This is a genomic window from Sphingomonas sp. CARO-RG-8B-R24-01 (assembly GCF_022662295.1).
Taxonomy (GTDB): Bacteria; Pseudomonadota; Alphaproteobacteria; order Sphingomonadales; family Sphingomonadaceae; genus Sphingomonas.
This window is the reverse complement of record NZ_JAKNQI010000009.1, coordinates 67,805-90,114: the sequence shown is the minus strand read 5'-3', so window position 1 is coordinate 90,114 and position 22,310 is coordinate 67,805. Positions and strand designations below refer to the sequence as shown.

General features: G+C 65.5%; 22 protein-coding genes and 1 other annotated feature. Of the genes, 17 read left to right on the top strand and 5 right to left on the bottom strand.

Going from position 1 to position 22,310, the window contains the following annotated elements; all coding sequences use genetic code 11:
- Positions 1 to 2: 2 nt before the first annotated feature.
- From L8G49_RS16980 to L8G49_RS16955, 6 genes are all read left to right on the top strand, one after another.
- Positions 3 to 905: a histone deacetylase gene (locus L8G49_RS16980; RefSeq protein ID WP_242186917.1), complete on the top strand. Its 903-nt coding sequence runs from the start codon at positions 3 to 5 to the stop codon at positions 903 to 905.
- A 102-nt stretch (positions 906 to 1,007) separates the two neighbouring features.
- A complete protein-coding gene (locus tag L8G49_RS16975) occupies positions 1,008 to 2,939 on the top strand; it encodes a 2-oxoacid:acceptor oxidoreductase subunit alpha (RefSeq protein WP_242186916.1) in 1,932 nt (643 codons plus the stop codon).
- Complete coding sequence (locus L8G49_RS16970) at positions 2,936 to 3,970, top strand: 2-oxoacid:ferredoxin oxidoreductase subunit beta (RefSeq protein ID WP_242186915.1); 1,035 nt, start codon at positions 2,936 to 2,938, stop codon at positions 3,968 to 3,970. The genes L8G49_RS16975 and L8G49_RS16970 overlap by 4 nt, the downstream gene beginning before the upstream one ends.
- 44 nt (positions 3,971 to 4,014) lie before the next feature.
- Complete coding sequence (locus L8G49_RS16965; RefSeq protein ID WP_242186914.1) at positions 4,015 to 4,413, top strand: GxxExxY protein; 399 nt, start codon at positions 4,015 to 4,017, stop codon at positions 4,411 to 4,413.
- A 64-nt stretch (positions 4,414 to 4,477) separates the two neighbouring features.
- On the top strand, positions 4,478 to 5,854 hold the full coding sequence (locus L8G49_RS16960; RefSeq protein WP_242186913.1) for a deoxyribodipyrimidine photo-lyase: 1,377 nt from the start codon (positions 4,478 to 4,480) through the stop codon (positions 5,852 to 5,854).
- A 40-nt stretch (positions 5,855 to 5,894) separates the two neighbouring features.
- Positions 5,895 to 7,088, top strand: coding sequence for a cyclopropane-fatty-acyl-phospholipid synthase family protein (locus L8G49_RS16955; RefSeq protein WP_242186912.1), 1,194 nt, complete (start codon positions 5,895 to 5,897; stop codon positions 7,086 to 7,088).
- Positions 7,089 to 7,192: 104 nt separating this feature from the next.
- Here L8G49_RS16955 and L8G49_RS16950 read toward each other — a convergent pair whose 3' ends face one another.
- The 3 genes from L8G49_RS16950 to purF all read right to left on the bottom strand — a co-directional run bounded on the left by L8G49_RS16950 (position 7,193) and on the right by purF (position 11,139).
- Entirely contained in the window at positions 7,193 to 8,674 is a 1,482-nt protein-coding gene (locus L8G49_RS16950) for a SulP family inorganic anion transporter (RefSeq protein ID WP_242186911.1), read from the bottom strand.
- Positions 8,675 to 8,743: 69 nt separating this feature from the next.
- Positions 8,744 to 8,799: a sequence feature (sul1 is cis-regulatory element that is thought to sense ions involved in sulfur or methionine metabolism; They are found in Alphaproteobacteria), on the bottom strand.
- A 105-nt stretch (positions 8,800 to 8,904) separates the two neighbouring features.
- On the bottom strand, positions 8,905 to 9,642 hold the full coding sequence (locus L8G49_RS16945; RefSeq protein ID WP_242186910.1) for an SDR family NAD(P)-dependent oxidoreductase: 738 nt from the start codon (positions 9,640 to 9,642) through the stop codon (positions 8,905 to 8,907).
- A gap of 12 nt (positions 9,643 to 9,654) precedes the next feature.
- Positions 9,655 to 11,139 carry an amidophosphoribosyltransferase gene (gene purF, locus L8G49_RS16940; RefSeq protein ID WP_242186909.1) on the bottom strand — a complete coding sequence of 495 codons (1,485 nt, stop codon included), beginning with the start codon at positions 11,137 to 11,139 and terminating at the stop codon, positions 9,655 to 9,657.
- Between the two features lie 155 nt (positions 11,140 to 11,294).
- Between purF and L8G49_RS16935 the strand changes: the two genes are divergently transcribed.
- The 5 genes from L8G49_RS16935 to L8G49_RS16915 all read left to right on the top strand — a co-directional run bounded on the left by L8G49_RS16935 (position 11,295) and on the right by L8G49_RS16915 (position 14,819).
- Positions 11,295 to 11,546, top strand: coding sequence for a Rho termination factor N-terminal domain-containing protein (locus L8G49_RS16935; protein ID WP_242186908.1), 252 nt, complete (start codon positions 11,295 to 11,297; stop codon positions 11,544 to 11,546).
- 124 nt (positions 11,547 to 11,670) lie between these two features.
- The gene (gene hisI / locus L8G49_RS16930; protein WP_242186907.1) at positions 11,671 to 12,033 is read left to right on the top strand and encodes a phosphoribosyl-AMP cyclohydrolase; all 363 of its coding nucleotides are present in this window, start codon (positions 11,671 to 11,673) and stop codon (positions 12,031 to 12,033) included.
- Positions 12,030 to 12,554 (top strand): hypothetical protein, encoded by a 525-nt coding sequence (locus L8G49_RS16925; protein WP_242186906.1) that lies wholly within the window; start codon positions 12,030 to 12,032, stop codon positions 12,552 to 12,554. The genes hisI and L8G49_RS16925 overlap by 4 nt, the downstream gene beginning before the upstream one ends.
- 32 nt (positions 12,555 to 12,586) lie before the next feature.
- A complete protein-coding gene (locus tag L8G49_RS16920; protein WP_242140108.1) occupies positions 12,587 to 13,006 on the top strand; it encodes a MerR family DNA-binding transcriptional regulator in 420 nt (139 codons plus the stop codon).
- A gap of 10 nt (positions 13,007 to 13,016) precedes the next feature.
- Positions 13,017 to 14,819 (top strand): acyl-CoA dehydrogenase C-terminal domain-containing protein, encoded by a 1,803-nt coding sequence (locus tag L8G49_RS16915; protein WP_242140109.1) that lies wholly within the window; start codon positions 13,017 to 13,019, stop codon positions 14,817 to 14,819.
- Between the two features lie 307 nt (positions 14,820 to 15,126).
- Here L8G49_RS16915 and L8G49_RS16910 read toward each other — a convergent pair whose 3' ends face one another.
- Complete coding sequence (locus tag L8G49_RS16910) at positions 15,127 to 15,618, bottom strand: hypothetical protein (RefSeq protein ID WP_242186905.1); 492 nt, start codon at positions 15,616 to 15,618, stop codon at positions 15,127 to 15,129.
- Between the two features lie 109 nt (positions 15,619 to 15,727).
- On the opposite strand from L8G49_RS16910, the gene L8G49_RS16905 reads away from it, so the two are divergent.
- The 6 genes from L8G49_RS16905 to der all read left to right on the top strand — a co-directional run bounded on the left by L8G49_RS16905 (position 15,728) and on the right by der (position 20,891).
- Complete coding sequence (locus tag L8G49_RS16905; RefSeq protein WP_242140111.1) at positions 15,728 to 16,078, top strand: ArsC family reductase; 351 nt, start codon at positions 15,728 to 15,730, stop codon at positions 16,076 to 16,078.
- A gap of 17 nt (positions 16,079 to 16,095) precedes the next feature.
- On the top strand, positions 16,096 to 16,377 hold the full coding sequence (locus L8G49_RS16900; RefSeq protein WP_010163901.1) for a DUF427 domain-containing protein: 282 nt from the start codon (positions 16,096 to 16,098) through the stop codon (positions 16,375 to 16,377).
- 45 nt (positions 16,378 to 16,422) lie between these two features.
- Entirely contained in the window at positions 16,423 to 17,286 is an 864-nt protein-coding gene (panB, locus tag L8G49_RS16895; RefSeq protein WP_242140112.1) for a 3-methyl-2-oxobutanoate hydroxymethyltransferase, read from the top strand.
- Between the two features lie 109 nt (positions 17,287 to 17,395).
- Positions 17,396 to 18,094 (top strand): tetratricopeptide repeat protein, encoded by a 699-nt coding sequence (locus L8G49_RS16890; protein WP_242140113.1) that lies wholly within the window; start codon positions 17,396 to 17,398, stop codon positions 18,092 to 18,094.
- Positions 18,091 to 19,443 (top strand): PQQ-binding-like beta-propeller repeat protein, encoded by a 1,353-nt coding sequence (locus tag L8G49_RS16885; protein ID WP_242140114.1) that lies wholly within the window; start codon positions 18,091 to 18,093, stop codon positions 19,441 to 19,443. The genes L8G49_RS16890 and L8G49_RS16885 overlap by 4 nt, the downstream gene beginning before the upstream one ends.
- A 50-nt stretch (positions 19,444 to 19,493) precedes the next feature.
- On the top strand, positions 19,494 to 20,891 hold the full coding sequence (der, locus tag L8G49_RS16880) for a ribosome biogenesis GTPase Der (protein ID WP_242186904.1): 1,398 nt from the start codon (positions 19,494 to 19,496) through the stop codon (positions 20,889 to 20,891).
- Positions 20,892 to 21,050: 159 nt separating this feature from the next.
- Here der and L8G49_RS16875 read toward each other — a convergent pair whose 3' ends face one another.
- A complete protein-coding gene (locus L8G49_RS16875) occupies positions 21,051 to 22,286 on the bottom strand; it encodes an FAD-dependent oxidoreductase (RefSeq protein WP_242186903.1) in 1,236 nt (411 codons plus the stop codon).
- Positions 22,287 to 22,310: the final 24 nt, after the last annotated feature.

Below are 22,310 nucleotides of genomic sequence, written 5' to 3'. Positions count from 1 at the left end.
GGATGATCGCGGTCGTCCATCACCCCGCCTATGTCGCTTCGGGACAGGCGAACAATCCCAGCCAGCTCAGCAAGAACGCGGCGATCCGCAATCGCCTCGAGGCGGAAGGGGCGGGGGTCGCGTGGCATGTGCCCGACGCGATGCCGCTATATTGGCTCGAGACGGTGCATGACGCCGACTATGTCGCCGAAGTGCTCGGCGCGTGCGTGCCCCGCGAGAAGGAGCGGCGGATCGGCTTTGCGGTGACCGAATCGGTCGCTGCGCGCGCGGCGGTGGTGCCGGGCGGTACGTGGCTTGCCGGGAAGATCGCGCTGAAGACGGGCTTCGCCGCCAATACCGCGGGCGGCAGTCACCACGCTTTGGCGGCGACGGGGGCCGGCTATTGCGTCTTCAACGATCTCGCGATCGCCGCGGTCCGGCTCGCGGAGGAGGATGGGCTGCGCGTGCTGGTGGTCGATTGCGACGTCCACCAGGGCGACGGCACCGCCGCACTCACCGCAGGCTATCCCCAGATCGCGACCTATTCGATCCACGCCGAGAAGAATTTCCCGGTCCGCAAGGCGCGCTCGACGCTCGACGTCGGTCTGCCCGATGCAACCGGCGACGCGGCCTATCTCGCCACGCTCGAGTCGACGCTGGTGCCGATGCTCGACGAGGTCCGCCCGCAGATCATCCTCTATCAGGCGGGGATCGACCCCCTCGCGAACGACCGGCTCGGGCGGCTCGCACTGACGGACGAAGGACTGGTCGCGCGCGAGAATCTCGTCGCGCGGATCGCGATCGACCGGGGCATTCCACTGGCGAGTACGGTCGGTGGCGGCTATGGCGCGGACGTGGTGGCGCTGGCCGAACGGCATGTCCGCGCGATCCTCACGCTCGGCGCGGCCTTCGCCGCCGCTGGGTGACCGGAAAGCAGCGGTTGCACCGCCCCTTATTGAAACTACCTTGGCCCTGCGCCGTTCGAGGCATAAGGGCATGACAACGATTACCCGTAGGACAAGACGCTGATGGCGACCGCCGCGCACGAAGTTACCCCCCAAGAAGCCTCCGCCCACCCCACCGCAGAGTCCGTCGTCGTCCGGTTCGCCGGCGACTCGGGCGATGGTATGCAGTTGACCGGGGGGCAGTTCACGCTGTCGACCGCGCTGTCGGGCAATGATCTGGCGACCTTCCCCGATTTCCCGGCTGAGATCCGCGCGCCGCAAGGCACGTTGTTCGGTGTGTCCGCGTTCCAGATTAACTTCGGCTCGACCGCGATCGAGACTGCGGGCGACGCGCCCGACGTGCTGATCGCGATGAACCCGGCGGCTTTGAAGGTGAACGCGCCTGCGCTCAAGGCCGGTGGCCTGATCATTGCGGACGAAGGCGAGTTTGGCGAACGCAACCTCGCCAAGGCGAAATATGCGGCGAACCCGCTCACCGACGGCAGCCTTGCCAAGTGGCAGTTGCTCAGCTTCAACATCTCGCAGCTGACGCTCGATGCGGTGAAGCCGTTCGGCCTCGGCAACAAGGAAGCGCTGCGCTGCAAGAACATGTGGACGCTCGGGCTCGCGCTCTGGATGTTCGATCGGGATCGCGCGCCGATCGTCGACTGGCTCAAGACCAAGTTCGCCAAGGCCCCCGTGCTGGCCGAAGCGAACATCGCCGCCTTGAACGCTGGCCACGCTTACGGCGAGACCGCCGAGCTGGCGGGACCGATGAAGCAGCATCACATCGGCGTCGCACCGACCGCACCCGGTCTGTACCGCACCGTGACTGGCGCCGAGTCCATCTCGCTCGGGCTGGTCGCGGGCGTCCAGCTTGCGGACGTTCCGATGTTCTTCGGCGGCTATCCGATCACGCCCGCGTCGGCGATCCTGCACTTCCTGTCGCGCCTCAAGGAATATGGCGTCACTACCTTTCAGGCGGAGGACGAAATCGCCGCGATCGCTTCGGCGATTGGTGCGTCTTATGCCGGGCAGCTTGGTGTTACATCGTCGTCGGGCCCGGGCATCGCGCTCAAGGGCGAGGCGATGGGGCTTGCGATCATGACCGAGCTCCCGCTCGTCATCGTCAATTCGCAGCGCGGCGGCCCCTCGACCGGCCTGCCGACCAAGACCGAGCAGTCGGATCTGTATCAGGCGGTCTATGGCCGTAACGGCGATGCGCCGATGCCCGTCCTCGCAGCCCGCTCGCCGTCGGATTGCTTCGACGTCGCGATCGAGGCGGTACGGATCGCGGTCCAGTATATGACCCCGGTGATGCTGCTGACCGACGGCTATATCGCCAATGCCGCCGAGCCGTGGCTCGTCCCCGACATGTCGAGCTATGCGCCGTTCCCGGTCGAGTATCTCGAAGAAGTCCCCGAGGGTGGCTTCCTGCCCTATGCGCGCGACGAGAACCTCAAGCGTCCGTGGGTCAAGCCCGGCACGCCCGGCCTGCTCCACCGCATCGGCGGGATCGAGAAGGCGATCGGCACCGGTAACATCGATTACGGGGCTGAAAACCACCAGAAGATGACCGAAATCCGCCGCGACAAGGTGGCGAACATTGCGGTGCCCGACCAGACCGTCGAGCTCGGCGAGACCTCGGGCAAGCTGGCGATCGTCGGCTGGGGTTCGACCTTCGGGCCGATCCACCAGGCGGTCCGCCGTGCGCGCGCCAAGGGCCGTGACGTCGCGCACATCCACATCCGTCACATCTGGCCAATGCCGGCAAATCTTGGTGATTTGCTAAAGGGTTACGACACCATCCTCGTGCCGGAAATGAACACCGGGCAGCTCAAGACGGTGCTCCGCGACCAGTTCCTGGTCGACGCCAAGCCGCTCAACAAGGTGTCGGGCCAGCCGTTCCTCATCTCCGAGATCGAGGACGCGATCGACGGCCATCTCCCCGCCGAGGGCGACTTCGTGCCCCCCAGCGAAACCCAATTGCCCAGCCCGGAGGCTGTGAACCCATGAACGACATGACCCCCATCGCGAAGACCACGCCGAAGGACTGGGAAACCGATCAGGAAGTCCGCTGGTGCCCGGGCTGCGGCGATTATGCCGTGCTCAAGGCGGTCCAGCGCACGATGCCCGAAATCGGCGCGCGTCCGGAAAACACCGTGTTCGTCAGCGGCATCGGCTGCTCGTCGCGCTTCCCATATTATATGGAGACCTACGGCTTCCACACGATCCACGGTCGTGCACCGGCGGTGGCGACCGGCGTCAAGCTCGCCAACCCCGAACTCGACGTGTGGATCATCACCGGCGACGGCGACGCGCTGTCGATCGGCGGCAACCACACTATGCACCTCATCCGCCGCAATCTCGATTGCCAGGTTCTGCTCTTCAACAACGAGATCTACGGCCTGACCAAGGGGCAGTACTCCCCGACGTCGCGCGTCGGCACGCGCACGCCATCGACTCCGTTCGGTTCGGTCGACACCCCCGCCAACCCGTGCGCGTTTGCATTGGGCGCAGGCGGCCGCTTCATCGCGCGCGCGATCGACATCCACAAGAACCTCGTCGGCGTCCTGAAGGCGGCGCATGCGCACAAGGGCACCGGGTTCGTCGAGATCTTCCAGAACTGCATCGTCTATAACGACGACGTCTTCGCGCCCTTCACCGAGAAGAGGAACGCGGGCGCGAACCAGCTGTGGGTCGAGCATGGCAAGCCGTTGCTGTTCGAGGCTGGCACCAAGGGGCTGGCGATGGACATGGAGCGGCTGGTGCTCAAGGTCGTCGACGTGGTCGACGGCGACTGGCAGTCGGCTGGGGTGATCGTGCATGACCAGACCAACCGTGGGCTTGCGCACATGCTGGTCGAGATGCCCTTCGGGATGTTCCCGATGGCGCTCGGCGTTCTGTTCGACGATCCGCGCCCGACGTTCGAAAGCGCCGTCGTGACGCAGAATGCGGAAGCGGCGAAGGGCAAGACGCCCGACCTGCAAAAGCTGCTCTCGCAGGGGCAGACGTGGCAGGTGGAGAAAGAACCACGAGTCGAGTAAGAGGATCTCGCACGAAGCCACAAAGGCACGAAGAAGGGTGATGGATGCGCGTTGCGCTGGAAGACATTGCTCGGATCTCGGTCGATTGTGGTTTCAAGCTGCATCAAGCGCTTGGGCCGGGACTCCTTGAGTCGGTGTATGAAGTCTGTCTTGCGTCCAGCCTGACGGACCGAGGGCTGGCGGTGGAACGACAGCGGCCGATCCCCATCCGGTTCAACGGGTTGCAATTCGAAGAGGGGTTCCGGGCAGACATTCTCGTCGAGGGAATGTTGCTGATCGAACTGAAATCTACGGAACGATATGCCGCCGTCCACGCTAAGCAGGTTCTAACCTATCTCAGGTTGATGGACCTGCCACTGGGACTGCTGATGAATTTCGGAGCACCGACATTCAAGGACGGCGTGAGGCGGCTCATCAACGATTATGTAAGTCCGTATCCATGATCTCCTGCTTCGTGCCTTTGTGGCTTTGTGCGAGTCACCCTTCTGCTTCGCTGGTTGACTCGAAGTGAGCGACACCGTTTCGCTCCTCTGGCTCCGCCGGGACCTCCGCCTCGCCGATCAACCCGCGCTGATCGCCGCGATCAACGAGGGACCGGTCGTTCCCGTCTACATCCTCGACGACGACACCCCCGACAAATACGCGATGGGCGGAGCTTCAAGATGGTGGCTGCACCACAGCCTCGAGAGCCTCGACGCGGACCTGCGCGAGAAAGGCTCACGCCTGATCCTGCGCCGCGGGAAGTGCGGCGACGTGCTGGCGCAACTCGCCGAGGAAACCGGCGCGACGCAAGTCCATTGCATCCGCCACTTCGAACCGTGGTGGCGCAAGGCCGAGGAAGCCGTCGCCAAGAACCTCGATCTGGTATGCCACGACGGCAATTACCTCGCGCCGCCCGGGTCGATCACGACCGGCAGCGGCGGTCAGTACAAGATCTACACCCCGTTCTGGCGCGCACTCAAGCAGCACATGCCGCCCCCCGCGCCGATCCACAAACCCGCCAAAATCCCGTCGCCATCCAAATGGCCAAAGAGCGACAAACTCGCCGACTGGACGCTGCTGCCGACCAAGCCCGACTGGTCGACCGGTTTCTCGGACGACTGGACCCCAGGCGAGGACGCCGCGCACGATCGCCTCAACGCCTTCAAGAAGCAGGCGAAGGACTATGACGACACGCGGAACTTCCCCTCGCAGGAGGGCAGCTCGCGCCTGTCGCCGCACCTCCATTTCGGCGAGATCTCGGCGGCACAGGTGTGGCACGCGGTCGCCGATGTCGGCGGATCGGTCGATGTCTTCCTGAGCGAGATCGGCTGGCGTGACTATGCGCAGACCGTCATCCTGCAATATCCGGAATACGGCGCGAAGAACGCCCGCGAGAAATATGACGCGATGCCGTGGCGCAGCGGCAAGGAGGCCGCTGCCGACCTCAAGGCGTGGCAGCAGGGCCGCACCGGCTATCCGATCGTCGACGCCGGGATGCGGCAGCTCTGGAAGACCGGCTGGATGCACAACCGCGTCCGCATGATCACCGCGAGCTTCCTGATCAAGCACCTCCTGATCGACTGGCGCGAGGGCGAGCGGTGGTTCTGGGATTGCCTGGTCGATGGCGATTACGGTTCCAACTCAGTCAACTGGCAGTGGACCGCGGGGACGGGAATCGATTCGAACATGTTCGTCCGGATCATGGCGCCGCTCACACAGTCACCGAAGTTCGAAGCGGCGGACTATATCCGTGAGTGGGTGCCCGAGCTCGCTGACGTCAAGGGCGACGCGATCCACGACCCCGAGGAGGCCGGATGCCGCCCGAAGGACTATCCCGCCAAGATCATCGGCCACCGCGAGGCGCGCGAGCGTGCGTTGCAGGCGGTGAAACAGGTGCGCTGAGCGGCTTGGCAACCACGCCCCGGAATGCGAGGGGGGCGCGATGTTTGGGGTATTTGCAAAACCGTTCAACGCCGTGCTCGACCGGATCGATGCTGGTCTAGTCGAGGGGTCGCTGGCGGCGACCTTGCCGGGGGGACGCAATCGGCTGCTCGGCGGGCGTGCGCCCGGGCCGGCGGCGGTGGTCGATCTGGTCAGCTGGCGCGCGCTGCTGCGGCTGGTGACGGGGGGCTCGGCGGGCTGGTATGTCGCCTGGTCCAAGGGGGAGTGGACCAGCCCCGATCCGACCGTGCTGTTCGAGCTGTTCATGCGCAACCGCATCAGTCTGGGCGGGACGGCGCGTTCCGGCGGGATGATCCGCCGCGTGCGCGGATGGCGCAACGGCCTCCGACGCAATTCGCGCGCGGGGTCGCGGCGCAATATCCATTTCCATTACGATCTGGGCAACGACTTCTACAGTCTGTGGCTCGACCCGAGCATGATGTACTCGGCCGCACTGTTCGATGAAGCGGCGATGACGACCGAGAATCTGACGGCGGCACAGGCGCGAAAGAACGTTGCGATCCTCGACCGGCTGGAGCTGACGCCCGGGCAGACCGTGCTCGAGATCGGCTGCGGCTGGGGTGGCTTCGCCGAGGCGGCGGCGCGGCGCGGGGTGCGGGTCGATGCAATCACGCTGTCGAGCGAACAGGAACGCGCGGTCAATGACCGGATCGCGGATGCCGGGCTGTCGGGCGTCACCGTCTCGCGGACCGACTACCGCGATGTCACCGGTCAGTATGACGGTATCGCGAGCATCGAGATGGTCGAGGCAGTCGGGCAGGACTATTGGGGCACGTATCTCGCGGCGGTGGCGCGCGCGCTCAAACCGGGCGGACGTGCGGCGATCCAGTATATCACGATCGATGACGCGATCTTCGAGGCCTATGCCGCCAACGTCGATTTCATCCAGCGGTTCGTCTTTCCGGGCGGGATGCTGTTATCGGAAAGCCGCTTCCGCGCGCTCGCCAGGTCGCACGGACTCGCGTGGCAGGACAAGCGCAGCTTCGGCCTTCATTATGCCGAGACGCTGCGCCGCTGGCGGATCGCGTTCGATGCAGCGGTGGATGCTGGGCGTCTTCCGGCGAAGTTCGACAGCAAGTTCATAAACCTGTGGCGCTATTATCTGATGTACTGCGAGGGCGGGTTCCGCGGGCAGGGAATCGACGTCGCGCAGGTCACGCTGGTCAAGGTCTGACGCCAAACCGGAAGCTGCGCGGAAACGCGAAACCCACGCTGCGCCGGGTTTCTCGGCCACGCTCGAAACGAACGATCACGATCAACCCGGCACATCGACCGCCATCAGTGCGGCACTACCCCGAGCTCGAACCCGGTCTTGTCATGCAACGCATAGCGATCGACGAGATCCGCGCTCGCGCGATTGTAGCCGATGACCTCGACCACCGACCCGTCCCGGCGCAGGCGGGCGACGATCTTGTCGAGCGCGCCGACCCCCGAAATGTCCCAGAAATGCGCTGACGTCATATCGATCGTCACCGGCGCGCCGTGCTCCGGCAGGAACGCGCTTGAGAAGCGGTCGACCGAGGCAAAGAAGATCTGCCCGCTGACCTGATAGACCACACCATTCGCGCCCGTCGTGCGCGCGACGGAAACCATCCGCCGGACCTTGCCCGCGAAGAAGATCCCCGACAGCAGCACCCCTGCGAGCACGCCCTGCGCCAGATCATGCGTCGCGACGACGACCGCGACCGTCACCAGCATCACCGCCGAGGACGTCGGCGGGTGCCGGCGGAGGTTGAGAATCGAATTCCAGCTGAAGGTCCCGATCGAGACCATGATCATCACCGCGACCAGCGCGGGCATCGGGATTCGCCCGACCACCGGCCCCAGCACCGCGAGCAGGAACAGCAGGAACGCCCCCGCGACGAAGGTCGACAGCCGCTTGCGCCCGCCCGAGGTCACGTTGATCACCGATTGGCCGATCATCGCGCACCCGCCCATCCCGCCGACCAATGCGGCGACGATGTTAGCCCCGCCTTGGCCCGCGCATTCACGGCGCTTGTTGCTATCCGTGTCGGTCATGTCGTCGACGATCTGCGCGGTGAGCAGCGATTCGAGCAGCCCGACCGCCGCCATCGTCAACGAATAGGGCAGGATGATCCGCAGCGTCTCCCACGTCAGCGGAACCTGCGGCAGCGCGAACGACGGCAGCCCCGAGGGCAAGCGTCCCATGTCGCCGACGGTGCGCACCGGCAGGGCGAGCGCGATGCTGATCACCGCGAGCACGACGATCGCGACCAGCGGGGAGGGCACCGCCTTGGTCAGGCGCGGCAGGAGATAGATGATCGCCAGACCGCCAGCGACCAGCGCGAAGCTATGCCAGGTCACGCCCGTCAGCTGCGGCAACTGCGCCATGAAAATGAGGATCGCCAAGGCGTTGACGAAACCAGTGATCACCGAGCGGGAAACGAACTGCATCACCAGGTCGAGCCGGAGCACCGCCGCGAGGATTTGGAACACCCCCATCAGGATGGTCGCGGCGAAAAGATAGGGGACGCCGTGATCACGCACCAGCGGCGTCACCACCACCGCGACCGCCGCGGTCGCTGCCGAGATCATCGCGGAACGGCCGCCGATGAAGGAAATGACGATCGCGATCGCGACCGAGGCGTACAGCCCGACCTGCGGATCGACGCCCGAGATGATCGAGAAGCCGATCGCTTCGGGAATGAGCGCCAGCGCGACGACGATGCCGGCCAGCGTCTCGCGCCGCACGTCGGCGAACGAGGAGAACCATTGGGTTCTGAAAGATGAAAATGTCATGAGATACCAAACGCAGGCACATGGCACCGGACCGCTTGCAGGGTCGGTGACTTCGCTATCCATGTGTTCTGTTATCCAGCGGATCGGCGGCTGGAAGAGCCACCCGGATTTGCACCGGGTCCAGGCGAGTGTGGGTGCTCTAGCGCTGGGGTGGGGGAATGATCAAGTCCCGATCTTGTCCCGCCATGACGGCAAGGCCTGTGCAAACGTCGCTCGGCCCCCACCTCCCGTCACCCGACCCGTTCGAAATGCCCCGTCGCGAAATCCTCGGCCAGGAGCGCGACGATCCGGTCCGCGACGACGCGCGGTTCCTTCACCGACTTGGGGTCCTCGCCCGGATAGGCGCGGCGACGCATGTCGGTGCGGGTCGCGCCTGGGTCGAGGATCGCGGTGCGGATGTTGCTGATTCGCTCCATTTCGTCACCGTACGCCGAAACGATCGTCTCGAACGCCGCCTTGGACGCGCCGTACAGTCCCCAATAGGCGCGCGGCTTGCGCCCGACGCTCGAGCTAACGCCGATCACGCGCGCGCGGTCGGACTTGCGCAGCATCGGGTCGAACGCCGCAATCAACGCGGCCTGTGCACTGACGTTCAGCGTCAGCACCGCCGCCATTTCTTTGGGATCGATCGCGGGCACGGGTGCGAGCGTGCCGAGCATCGCCGCGTTGAGGACGAGAATGTCCAGCGTCAGCCAACGTTCTCCGATCGCCTGGCCGAGCCGCGCAATCGCATCGGCCTGGGTCAGATCGAGCGGCGCGATCGTCGCCGATCCCCCCGCATCGAAGATGGCGTTCTCGACCGCTTCCAGCGACGCCGCGGTGCGCGCGGTGAGGACGACATGCGCCCCGGCTGCGGCGAGCGCGATCGCCGTCGCGGCACCGATCCCCTTGCTCGCGCCAGTAACGAGCGTGATCCGCCCGGCAAACGGACGGTCGGCAGCGGGCTGTTCGACAGCGGTATCGGTCATCGTCGGCAGTCCTTAGCTGACGCGTTCGGCCAGCAGCGCGAACTGGTCGACCGACGAGACATCGTCCTGGTCGGTCAGCGTCGTCGGATAGTCGCCGGTGAAGCAGGCATCGCAATGGCTTGGCCGGATCGCGTTGCGCTGCGGCTCGCCGAGCGCCTTGTACAGGCCGTCGATCGAGACGAATGCAAGGCTGTCGGCCTTGATATACGCCGCCATCTCCTCGAGATTCTTCGTCGCGGCGAGCAGCTTGGCGCGCTCGGGCGTGTCCACGCCGTAGAAGCACGAATGCCGCGTCGGCGGGCTCGCGATCCGCATGTGGACCTCGGCCGCGCCTGCTTCGCGCATCATCTCGACGATCTTGAGGCTGGTCGTCCCGCGCACGATCGAATCATCGATCAGCACGATCTTCTTGCCCGCGATCAGCGCGCGATTGGCGTTGTGCTTCAACTTCACACCAAGGTGACGAACCTTGTCGCCCGGCTGGATGAAGGTGCGCCCGACATAATGCGAGCGGATGATCCCGAGTTCGAACGGGATGCCCGATTCCTGCGCATAGCCGAGCGCCGCCGGGGTGCCCGAATCGGGGACCGGGATGACGAGGTCCGCATCGACCGGGCTTTCGATCGCGAGCTGCGCGCCGATCGCCTTGCGGACGGTGTAGACGCTGCGGTCTTCCGAGATCGAATCGGGCCGCGAGAAATAGACGAATTCAAAGATGCACGGACGCGCCGAGACGGGCGCGAACGGGCGATGCGAGGTAATTTCGCTCCCCTTGACCATCACCAGCTCGCCCGGCTCGATCGAGCGGACGAAGGTCGCACCGACGACGTCGAGCGCGACCGTCTCGGACGCGAAGATCACCGCGTCGCTGCCGTCCGACTGTTCGATCCGGCCCATCACCAGCGGACGGATGCCGAGTGGATCGCGACACGCGATCATGCCCTCAGGCGTCATCACGATCAGCGAATAGGCGCCTTCGACGCGCTTCAGCGCATCGATGAACTTGTCGACGACGGTGCGATAGTTGGACGTCGCGACGAGATGGATGATCGTCTCGGTATCGCTGGTCGACTGGAAGATCGACCCGCGCCGGACGAGATCGCGGCGCAACCGCATCGCGTTCGAGATATTGCCGTTGTGCGCGATCGCGAACCCGCCCGAGGCCAGGTCGGCGTAGAGCGGCTGGACGTTGCGCAAAGCGGTCTCGCCGGTGGTGGAGTAGCGCACATGGCCGCAGGCGACGGTGCCGCGCAGCGGGACCATGATCTCCTCGCGGTCGAAATTGCCAGCAACGTGGCCCATCGCACGGTGCGTGTGGAATTCGGCACCATCGAAGCTGGTGATGCCAGCTGCTTCCTGCCCGCGATGCTGGAGCGCGTGGAGCCCCAGCGCGACCAGCCGGGCGGCGTCGGCCGCGCCGGAGATACCAAAGACACCGCATTCCTCATGCAGTTTGTCCCCGTTTTCGGGGGCTTCGAACGGATTGGTTGTGAGCATTGGCGCCCTTCGGGGGAGGGTAGAGCTTCGAGGCCGCATATAGGGACGGTGATCGGCTTTGTCGCGCTTTTGTAACATCCCCCGGAGCGATTGGTCGCATTGTTCGTTCCGGCGGCTTTCGGGGATCGAAAATTGTCGCGCGCGGGGAGTTGAGCATGGCGAAGGATCACGGGCCGAGCATCAAGGACGACAAACTGTATGAAGATTTGCGGCGCGATGGGGCGTCGCCGGAGAAGGCGGCGCGAATCGCCAACGCCAAGGCGGCGGGGACGATCGATCATCGCGTCGGGGGCAAGCTCGAGGATCGCACGAAGGACGATCTGATGGACGAAGCGCGAAGGATCGGGATCGCGGGACGGTCGACGATGACCAAGGACGAACTGGTCGAGGCGATCCGCAAGGGGTGACCAAATGCCGTCACCCCGGCGGAGGCCGGCGCCGCCACGTAACAGGCACCCGTCTGCCCCGAACGTGGCGGCCCCGGCCTGCGCCGGGGTGACGGGGCGCATCTCTCCCGCTACACCGCGCGCCATGGAAGACCCTCGCGAAACCGGCCTCGTGCTCGACCCGAAATATGATGCCGCCGGCCTCATCACCGCGGTGGCGACCGACCGCGCTACCGGCGAAGTCCTGATGCTCGCGCATATGAATGCCGCTGCGCTCAAGCTGACGGTGGAAACCGGCGATGCGCATTTCTGGTCGCGCAGCCGCGGCGCGCTGTGGCGCAAGGGGGAGACGTCGGGGCATGTCCTGCGCGTCCACGATATCCGGATCGACTGCGACCAGGACGCCGTCTGGCTGATCGTCGATCCCGCCGGACCGGCGTGCCATACCGGCGCGCGCAGTTGCTTCTATCGGCGCGTCGACCTCGATCGGCTGGTCCCGGTCGCATGAACCGCACGCCGCTGGCGGTGCTTCTGCTGCTGGCAGCATGCCAGCAAGGCGCGCCGCCGCCGACCCGGACGACCGCGACGCCGATCGGTCTGGAAGCCGCCGCAATCCAGGCAGGGATCATCCCCGATCCAGCCAGCACCGACATTACTGGCCTGTACGCGCGCGAAGGCGACCGGGTCTGCATCGTCCCCAGCGCGACTGCGTATCGGATCGGGGTGGCGGCCGATTATGACGACCGCGAACATTGCAGTGGCACCGGCACGGTCACGCGCGCTGGCGAGATCCTGCACGTCACGTTCGAGGGTGAGGGCGGCGGCCAAGCATGTGCGTTCGACGCGCGGTTCGAAGGCGATCGCCTCGTTTTCCCCGGGCGCCTGCCATCCGCCTGCCAGCGGATCTGCACCGATCACGCGTCCGTCAGCGGTCTTATGCTCGACCGGTTGAGCGAATCGCTGTCCGAAGCATCCACGCTGCGCGACCTTCGCGGCAAACTGCTATGCCCGAGCGACGGACGGTCTTGACGTTCACGTAAAGGGCAACTATTTTGGCGGGCATGAGCACCGGTGCCGCCTATGCCGTGATCGATCGCCACCCGACGCGCGATCACTTTTCCATTTCCGACCTGTCGGCGGAATTCGACGTCACAGCGCGGGCGTTGCGCTTCTACGAGGATGAGGGCCTGATTGCGCCAGAGCGGCGTGGAACGACCCGCATCTATTCGCAGCGTGACCGTGCGCGGCTCGCGTGGATCTTGCGCGGCAAGCGCGTCGGCTTCTCGCTCGGCGAAATCCGCGAGATGATCGACCTGTACGACATTGGCGACGGCCGGAAGATCCAGCGCCAGACGACGATCGAGCGCTGCCGCGACCGGATCGCGCTGCTCACCGCGCAGAAACGCGACATCGATGCGGCGATCCACGAACTCGACGATTTTGTCACCCTGCTCGAAACCCACGACGGCCAGACCGCCTGAAGGACTCCCCATGCCCCAGTACACGCCCCCCGTCCGCGACACCCGCTTCATCCTCGATCACGTGATCGGCATGCAGAGCTACGCCAATCTCCCCGGCTTCCAGAACGCGACCCCAGACGTGGTCGATGCTGTGCTCGACGAGGGCGGCAAGTTCGTCGCCGAAGTGCTGTTCCCGCTCAACTATTCGGGCGATCAGGAAGGCTGCGTGCGGCATGACGACGGTTCGGTCACCACGCCCAAGGGCTTCAAGGAGGCCTATCAGGCGTTTGTCGAATCGGGCTGGGGAACGCTCAGCGCGCCCGAGGAATTCGGCGGGCAGGGGATGCCGCACGTCGTCTCGACCGCGTTTCAGGAATATATGATCTCCGCCAACATGGCGTTCGCCATGTACCCCGGCCTGTCGCACGGCGCGATCGCCGCGTTGCTGGTCAAGGGCTCGGACGAGCAGAAGGCCAAGTACGTCCCCAAGATGGTCAGCGGCGAATGGGGCGGGACGATGAACCTGACCGAGCCGCAGTGCGGCACCGACCTCGGCCTGATCCGCACCCGCGCTGAGCCGCAGGCCGACGGATCGTACAAGATCACCGGTACCAAGATCTTCATCTCGTCGGGCGAGCATGACCTGACCAGCAACATCATCCACCTCGTGCTGGCAAAGACGCCGGGCGCGCCGGAAAGCTCGAAGGGCATTTCGCTGTTCGTGGTGCCCAAGTTCATGGTCGGCGACGACGGGTCGATCGGCGAACGCAACGCGGTCACCTGCGGCTCGATCGAGCACAAGATGGGGATCCACGCCAATTCGACCTGCGTGATGAACTATGACGGCGCGACCGGCTGGCTCGTCGGCGAGGAAATGAAGGGCCTCGCGGCGATGTTCATCATGATGAACGCCGCGCGCCTCGGCGTCGGGTTGCAGGGCCTTGGCGTCGCCGAAGTCGCCTATCAGAATGCGGTGCAATATGCGCAGGACCGCCGCCAGGGCCGCTCGCTCACTGGCGCCAAGGAGCCGGGCGAGAAGGCGGACACGCTGTTCGTCCACCCCGACGTCCGCCGCATGCTGATGGAGTCGAAGGCGCTGACCGAAGGCCTTCGCGCCCTCTGCCTGTGGGGCGCGCTCCAGGCCGATCTCGAACATGCCGCGGTCAGCGACGAAGAGAAGCAGCTCGCGGGCGATCTGCTCGGGCTGCTGACGCCGGTGATCAAGGGCTATGGCACCGACAAGGGCTATGACATCGCGACCAACGCGCAGCAGGTGTACGGCGGCCACGGCTACATCGCCGAATGGGGCATGGAGCAATATGTCCGGGATGCGCGGATCGCGATGATCTACGAAGGCACCAACGGCGTGCAGGCGATGGATCTGGTCGGCCGCAAGCTCGCGCAGAACGGCGGACGTGCGGTGCAGGCGCTGTTCAAGGTGGTGGCCGAGGAAGTCGCCGCCGCCAAGGCCGATCCCGCGACCGCCGTGTTCGCGGGCGCGCTGGAAAAGGCGAATGGCGAGCTCCAGCAGGCGACTTTGTGGTTCATGCAGAACGGCATGCAGAACCCCGACAACGTCGGCGCGGGCGCGCACAGCTACATGCACCTGATGGGGATCGTCGCGGTCGGGCTGATGTGGCTGCGGATGGCGGTCGCCGCGACCAGGCTGAAGGCAGCGGGCGAGGGGGACGTGAAGTTCCTCGACGCCAAGTTGATGACGGCACGCTACTTCGCCGAGCGCGTGATGCCCGAGGCTGGCGCACTGCGCCGCAAGATTGAGGGCGGGTCCGAGGCGCTGATGGCGCTGTCGCCGGAGATGTTCGAGGCGGCTTGAGGGGTCGCGCTGACCTTAATCCTGCGTCACCCCGGGCTTGGCCCGGGGTCCACCGGGGTCCTGTCCGATCATGTGCGGAGTCACATCGCGATGGATCGCGGCCGTCACGGGTAGGACGGTGGGGGGGCGGAATTACTTGCAACCCGTCCGTCATTCCCGCGCAGGCGGGAATCCATTAGCACCGTCCGTCCTGTACTGCGCTGTCAGCCAGTATGGATCCCCGCCTCCGCGGGGATGACGGAAGTGGAAGCGTGACCCCTCAAATGTCCGCTGCCGACGCCTCAGGCTGAACGGCGAAAATTGGTGGTTAGCTGCCATTTCGAGCAGGTGCCGGGCGGGGCAGTGTTCCAGTCTCGAACGACCGCTCCCAACCTTCCGCAGCGATCAGCCGCGCTTTTAGGAACGTGAACTCGACCTGTGAGATACGCTGGTCAGTGCTGCTGATGAAGTCCACCTTGACCGATTGCTTGCCGCAAGCATCGGCGGGCCCGTCAATGTAATCCCAACCAAGAAAACGGAACTGGTCAGCGTTCATGGTTTCGGCCATCGACCGAGCACCCGCCACGCCCGTTCCGAGCGGTCGTCCCACATCCCCAGCGCCGAGGGCGAAGCTGGCGGATTGATCGATCAATCCGTCTAGCAAGGCGTCTGCATTCGGGCCTCCTGCCGATGCCGCCGCTATAATCTTTGCAGCTCGACGGCCAAGTGCTTCATGCAAAGAACGGGCGGTGTTAATGTCGGCCAGATCGCAACCCAAAATGGGCGCGTTGATAGCGAGGAGCAGGATGGCAGCGATCATGGTTGAACGCTGCCCGACATTTCGAATGTCCGCTAGTGGGCGGAACCGGAACTGCTGCAATTTCGGGGGCGACCCGCTATCGAACGATCGCTCCAAAGAAAGGCCCCCAATGCCCGCAACCCTCTACGGCATCCCAGCCTGCGACACCGTAAAAAAAGCCCGCACCTGGCTAGACACCAACGGCATCGCCTACACCTTCCACAACTACAAGACCGCAGGCGTAGACCCCGCGCTCCTGCGCCAATGGATCGATCAGCTCGGCTGGGAAAGCGTCCTCAACCGCGCCGGCACGACCTTCCGTAAGCTCCCCGACGCCGACAAGACCGACCTCGACGCCGACAAGGCGCTCGCGATTATGCTCAGCAACCCCTCCGCCATCAAACGCCCGATCCTCGTCAAGGACGACGTGCTGCTGGCAGGCTTCAAGCCCGATACCTATGTTGAGGCCCTCAAGCCCTGACCCGAAGGACCAAGCCCATGCCGACCGCACGCTGGAACGGAACCGTGATCGCCCAGTCGGACGATACCGTGATCGTCGAGGGCAACCATTATTTCCCCGCCGACAGCATCGTCGCCGACCTGTTCGAACCGAGCGCGACGCACTCGCATTGCCCGTGGAAGGGCGACGCGAGCTACAAGACGCTCGTTGTCGACGGCAAGCGCAACGTCGACGCGGCCTGGTATTACCCCGACCCCAAGCCCAAGGCCGCCGAGATCAAGGATCGCTTCGCCTTCTGGAAGGGCGTGACGGTCGACTGACGCGCCCGACTGGCGCGGGGCCGCGCAAGCCGCTATTCCCGCGCCATGTCCACGACCTTCACGATCGACACCGCGACCAGCCGCGCCAATCCGACGCCCGCGCCGATGAAGCGCCTCACCGTCCCCGCGATCCGCGCGCGCAAGGGGAAGGGCGACCCGCTGGTGATGCTCACCGCTTATACCGTGCGCAATGCGCAATTGCTCGACCCGCATTGCGACATGCTGCTGGTCGGCGACAGCCTCGGGCAGGTGATCTACGGCCTTCCCTCGACCGTGCCGGTCACGCTCGAGATGATGGCGGCGCATGGCGCTGCGGTGGTGCGCGGCAGCTATCATGCGGTCGTGGTGATCGACATGCCGTTCGGCAGCTATGAGGCATCGCCCGAAAAGGCGTTCGAAAGCGCGGCATATCTGCTCAAGCAGACCGGCGCGGCGGCGGTGAAGCTGGAGGGCGGCACCGCGATGGCGCCGACCGTCCGTTTCCTCAGCGAACGCGGAATTCCAGTGATGGGACATGTCGGGCTCACCCCGCAGGCGGTCAACACGCTCGGCGGTTATGGCGCGCGCGGCCGGACCGCGGCCGAGGCCGAGAAGATCGTCGCGGATGGCTGCGCGATCGCCAAGGCGGGGGCGTTCGCGCTGGTGATCGAAGGCGTGGTCGAACCGATTGCGATCGAGCTGACCCGGATGGTCGATTGCCCGACGATCGGGATCGGCGCGTCGGCGCAGTGCGACGGTCAGGTACTGGTCGCCGAGGACATGCTTGGCCTGTTCGAGCGCACCGCGCGCTTCGTCAAGAAATACGATGATCTGGGTGGCCGCATTTCCGCCGCAGCCGCAACCTATGCGGCGGAGGTCCGTGCGCGCACCTTTCCGGGTGCCGAGCAGATTTACGCCCCCAAGGATTGAGTCCGCTCCGTTTCCCTATCGTACCATAGCGTAACGATTGCCCGCTTTTGTTTAGGCGGTCGCACGGCTAAGGTCCGCTCCTTCCCGCCCCATCCGATGGAGTTTCCCAGTGGCCGTGCCACCCAACACCGATGCTGCATTCCTCCGGGAAGTCGACGAGGAACTCCGCCGCGACCAGATGGCGACCGCCTGGCGCCGTTACGGCATTGCCGCGATCGTTGTCGTCGTGCTGATCGTGCTCGGCTTCGGTGGGTGGCAGATCTATCGCGCGCACCAGCAATCGGTCGCGGGCGACGAGGGCGAGGCGCTGAGCAAGGCTTATGAGGATATGGGCGCACGCCGGTCGGGCACGGACGCCGAACTGGCGACGCTCGCTGATTCCGGGGTAAAGGGCTATCGCGCGCTGGCGCTGATGAGCCAGGCCGATCTGCTGCTCCAGAAGAACGATCTGCGCGGCGCCGCTGCGAAATTTGCGGCGATCGCGAACGATGCATCGATCGGTCAGCCGTTCCGCGATCTCGCACTGGTCCGGCAGACCAGCGCCGAGTTCGACACGATCAAGCCCGACGTGGTTGTTTCCCGGCTGCGCGGATTGGCCGTGAAGGGCAACCCATGGTTCGGCAGCGCCGGCGAGATGGTTGCCGTTTCGTATTTGAAGATGGGGCGCCGCGATCTCGCGGGGACGTTGTACGGCCAGATCGCACGTGAACCCGACGTCGCAGAGACCGTCCGGCAACGCGCGGTTCAGATGGCCGGCGTATTGGGGGTTGATGCCGTGAACGAGCCGAAGGAACAGAAGTCGCAATGAAGATGACCAATCGAGTCTTGCTGGTTGCGGTCTCCGCCATCGCCTTGAGCAGCTGCGCGACGTTCAAGGGTAAGAAGAAGACCCCGGTGCTCGGCAATCGCATTGCGATCTTGCAGGGCGAGAATGACGTGATCGCCGACAAGACGATCGCCGAGGTCCAGGTCCTCGTGCCGCCGGCCGCGACCAACGACAGTTGGGCGCAGCCAGGTGGCTCCGCCTCCAAGTCGCTCGGCCAGTTGACGCTAGGCACGTCGCTCAATCGCGCCTGGAGCGTGACGATCGACGGCGGCACCAATCGCCAGCGGCTCGGTGCAGCACCGGTCATCGGCGGCGGTCGACTGTATGCGATCGACGTCAACGCGATGGTCCATGCCTATTCGGCCAGCACCGGCGCGCGCGCCTGGGACGCCAGCATCGCGACGACCGACAAGAAGGCTCGTAGCGCGCGCTTCGGCGGCGGCGTCAGTTTCGACGACGGCAAGGTGTTCGCGACCGACGGCCTCGGCGATGTGGTCGCGCTCGATGCGGCAAGCGGCAAGGAATTGTGGCGGGCCAAGCCAGGCGCACCGCTGCGTGGCGCGCCGTCGGTTGCCAATGGCCAGATCTACGTCCTGAGCCAGGATAACCAGCTGTACGTGTTGTCACAGGCCGATGGCACGGTCGTCTGGACCGCCTCGGGCTCGATCGAGACGCAGGGCGTGTTCGGCGTCGCGGCACCAGCGGTCAGCCAGGGCACGGTCGTCGCAGGCTTCTCCTCGGGCGAGCTCAACGCCTATCGCTACGAGAACGGTCGCACCTTGTGGCAGGACGCGCTGTCGCGCTCGTCGATCTCGACCTCGGTGTCGTCGCTCGCCGATATCGACGCGGACCCGGTCATTGACCGCGGGATCGTCTTCGCGGTCGGGCAGGGCGGCCGCATGGTCGCGCTCGAGATCGTCTCGGGCCAGCGCCTGTGGGAGCAGAACTTCGCCGGCATCTCGACCCCTTGGGTTGCCGGCGAATGGGTCTTCATCGTGACCGACGATGCGCGACTGGTCTGTCTTGCGCGGGCGACGGGCAAGGTCCGGTGGATCAGCCAGCTGCGCCATTTCGAGAGCGAGAAGGTCCAGAAGGACGGCACGATCAAGGACAAGAAGAAGGCCAACCCGATCACCTGGTACGGCCCGGTGCTCGCTGGCGGTCGTCTCGTGCTGACCAACTCGCTCGGGCAGATCGTTTCGGCCTCGGTCGAGAACGGCAAACTGGGCACGGTGATCGAATCGAAGGCACCATTCACGCTGCCGCCGGTCGTCGCCAATTCGACGCTGTATGTGCTTGACCAGAAGGGTCGTCTCGCGGCCTATAAGTAACCGCGACACGGCGGGGTGACGAAGACGTGCGCTTGCCCTAAGGGAGGCGCATGTCCAGTCTCCCTGTGGTCGCGATTATCGGCCGGCCGAACGTCGGCAAGTCGACGCTCTTCAATCGTCTCGTCGGAAAGAAACTCGCGCTCGTCGACGATCGCCCCGGCGTGACCCGCGATCGGCGCGAGGGGGCGGCGACGCTCGTCGGGCTCGATTTCCGCGTCATCGACACCGCCGGTTACGAGGACAAGGACGCCGCGTCCTTGCCCGGCCGGATGCGCGCGCAGACCGAGGCCGCGGTCGCACAGGCCGACGTCGCGCTGTTCCTGTTCGATTCGCGCGCGGGCATCGTGCCCCTCGACGAGGAGATCGCGCGCTGGCTGCGCGGATCGACCACCCCGGTCATCCTCGTCGCCAACAAGGCCGAGGGCAAGGCCGGGGCAGACGGCATTCTCGAGTCGCTCTCGCTCGGTTTCGGCGATCCGGTCGAACTGTCGGCGGAGCATGGCGAAGGGCTGGTCGAATTGTTCGACGCGCTGCTCCCCTTCATCGAACCCGAGAAGGACGCGGCTGGCGACGACATTCCCAACGCCGACGTCGACGAGGAATATGCCCCCGACGCGCCGCTCAAGCTGGCGATCATCGGGCGTCCGAACGCGGGCAAATCCACGCTGATCAACCGCATCCTTGGCGAAGACCGCCTGATTACCGGCCCCGAAGCCGGCATCACCCGCGATTCGATCGCGGTCGACTGGATCTGGCATGATCCAGAACGCGAGCCAGGCGAGGATGCGCGGAAAGTCCGGCTGATCGACACCGCAGGGATGCGCAAGCGCGCCAATGTGCAGGACAAGCTCGAGAAGCTGTCGGTCGCCGATGCGCTCCACGCGATCGATTTCGCCGAAGTCGTCGTGCTGTTGCTCGATGCGACGCGCGGGCTCGAATCGCAGGATCTGCGCATCGCCGATGCCGCGCTTCAAGAAGGCCGCGCGCTGATCGTCGCAATCAACAAGTGGGACGTCGCTGAGAATGCCTCGAGCCTATTCAACGGCATCCGCACCGCGCTCGAGGACGGCCTCAGCCAGATCAAGGGCATGCCGGTGCTGACCGTCTCCGCGGCGACCGGCAAGGGGCTCGATACTTTGCTCAAGGTCGCATTCGACACGCGCGATGCCTGGTCGCGCCGCGTCGGCACGGGCGAGCTCAACCGCTGGTTCGAACGCGCGGTCGAGGCCAACCCGCCACCCGCGCCAGGGGGCAAGCGGATCAAGCTGCGTTATCTGACGCAGGCGAAGACTCGTCCGCCGGGCTTCGTCCTGTTCGGCACGCGGGTCGACCAGTTGCCGACGAGCTATCAGCGCTATCTGATCAACGGGATCCGGCGGGATCTCGGGTTCGGCGCGGTGCCGGTCCGGCTCACGCTCCGCGCGCCGAAGAACCCGTTCGATCGGTAGGGCACGCCCAACGGTCTAAAAAAAGGAGCGCTTCCCCGGTGAAGGCCGGGGCCGAGTAGAGGTGGCCGAGAGCATTGGGCGCGATGCTCTCCACCCTACGGCCCGCAACTGGGCCCCGGCCTTCGCCGGGGAAGGGCTTAGATCGTTCAAGTAAATACGCTATGCGCGCAATGCAGCTGCCGCCTCCCGCGCGGCGCGCACGCCACTGTCGTGCGCCCCATGCGCGGTACTGAAGTCGATCGGATTGGTGGCTTCGCCGGCAAAGAAAATCCGGTCATTAAACGGCAGTGCCAACGTCTCCCGTGCAGGGGCGTGACCCGGCAGCGCGCAGCTATAGGCGCCTCCGATCCGCGGGTTGGCGCTCCACGCCGAGGCGATGATCGGCCGGAGCGACCGGCGCACGTCGGTTCCGAACAGCGCGACGAGATCGTCGATCGCATCCGCAAACGCCGCATCTTCGCCCTCGGCTTCGGCCCGGCGCGCGCCTTCACCACCGAGAAAGCACTCGATGACCGGCCATCCGAGCGGCCGGATATAGCAAGACGCGCTTGATGCCTCGCCCGGCTTGCCGAGGACCTGTGTCTCCGCTTCGAAAGGCGCGGGACCATCGATCGCGAGGAACAGCTTCTCGTTGCGGCCGAGCGGCAATTGCGCTGCCGCAGCGCGCCATGGCTCCAGTGCGTCGGGGAGGGTGATCGTGTTTCCGGCGAGGACCGCGGTCGATACGGTGAGGATGACGGCGCGGGCGGTAATGTCCCCCGCCGACGTCGTCAGACGAACCCCGTTCGCCTCGAGCAGTACGCTTTCTACCGGGGTCGATACATGGTGAGCGACGTCCGCGGGCATGCTCATGACGATGAGCGTCCCATAGCCACCGGGCAGGCGCCAGTTGCAGTCGGTCGCGGCATTCTCATACGCCAGGTAATCGGCGACCGAGATTCGATCGGGTGTCACGCCGCTGATGAAGCCGGTCATCGCCGCGATATGCCCGTTCCAGGCGCAGTCGGGCAGCAACGAATCGGACGCTCGGTCACTCGACGGCGGCGCGTGTTCCATCCGTTTCAGCCAATGCTCGAACGCCGTCCTCGCGGCACGCTGGTCATGCGGCGAAAAGCCGAGGTTGCGAAATTGCTGGCCCCAGGCTGGCATCCCGCGATCGATCGCCACGCCTGACGCTTCCGCGACCGTTGTCCAGGCGTTGCGCTCGGCAGAATGCAGCCAGCCACATCCGAGATCGAGCGCGACCCCCTGATGCGGCACGCTCTGCGCCCGGCCGCCGAGGCGCGGCCCCGCTTCGAGCAGGATCGCGCTTCGACTGGATCCCGCCAGCGTGCGGGCGGCGGCGATGCCCGCCGCACCGCCGCCGACGATCGCCACGTCATATCGGCTGTCCAAGACCTGCGATCCTCGGGCGCGCGC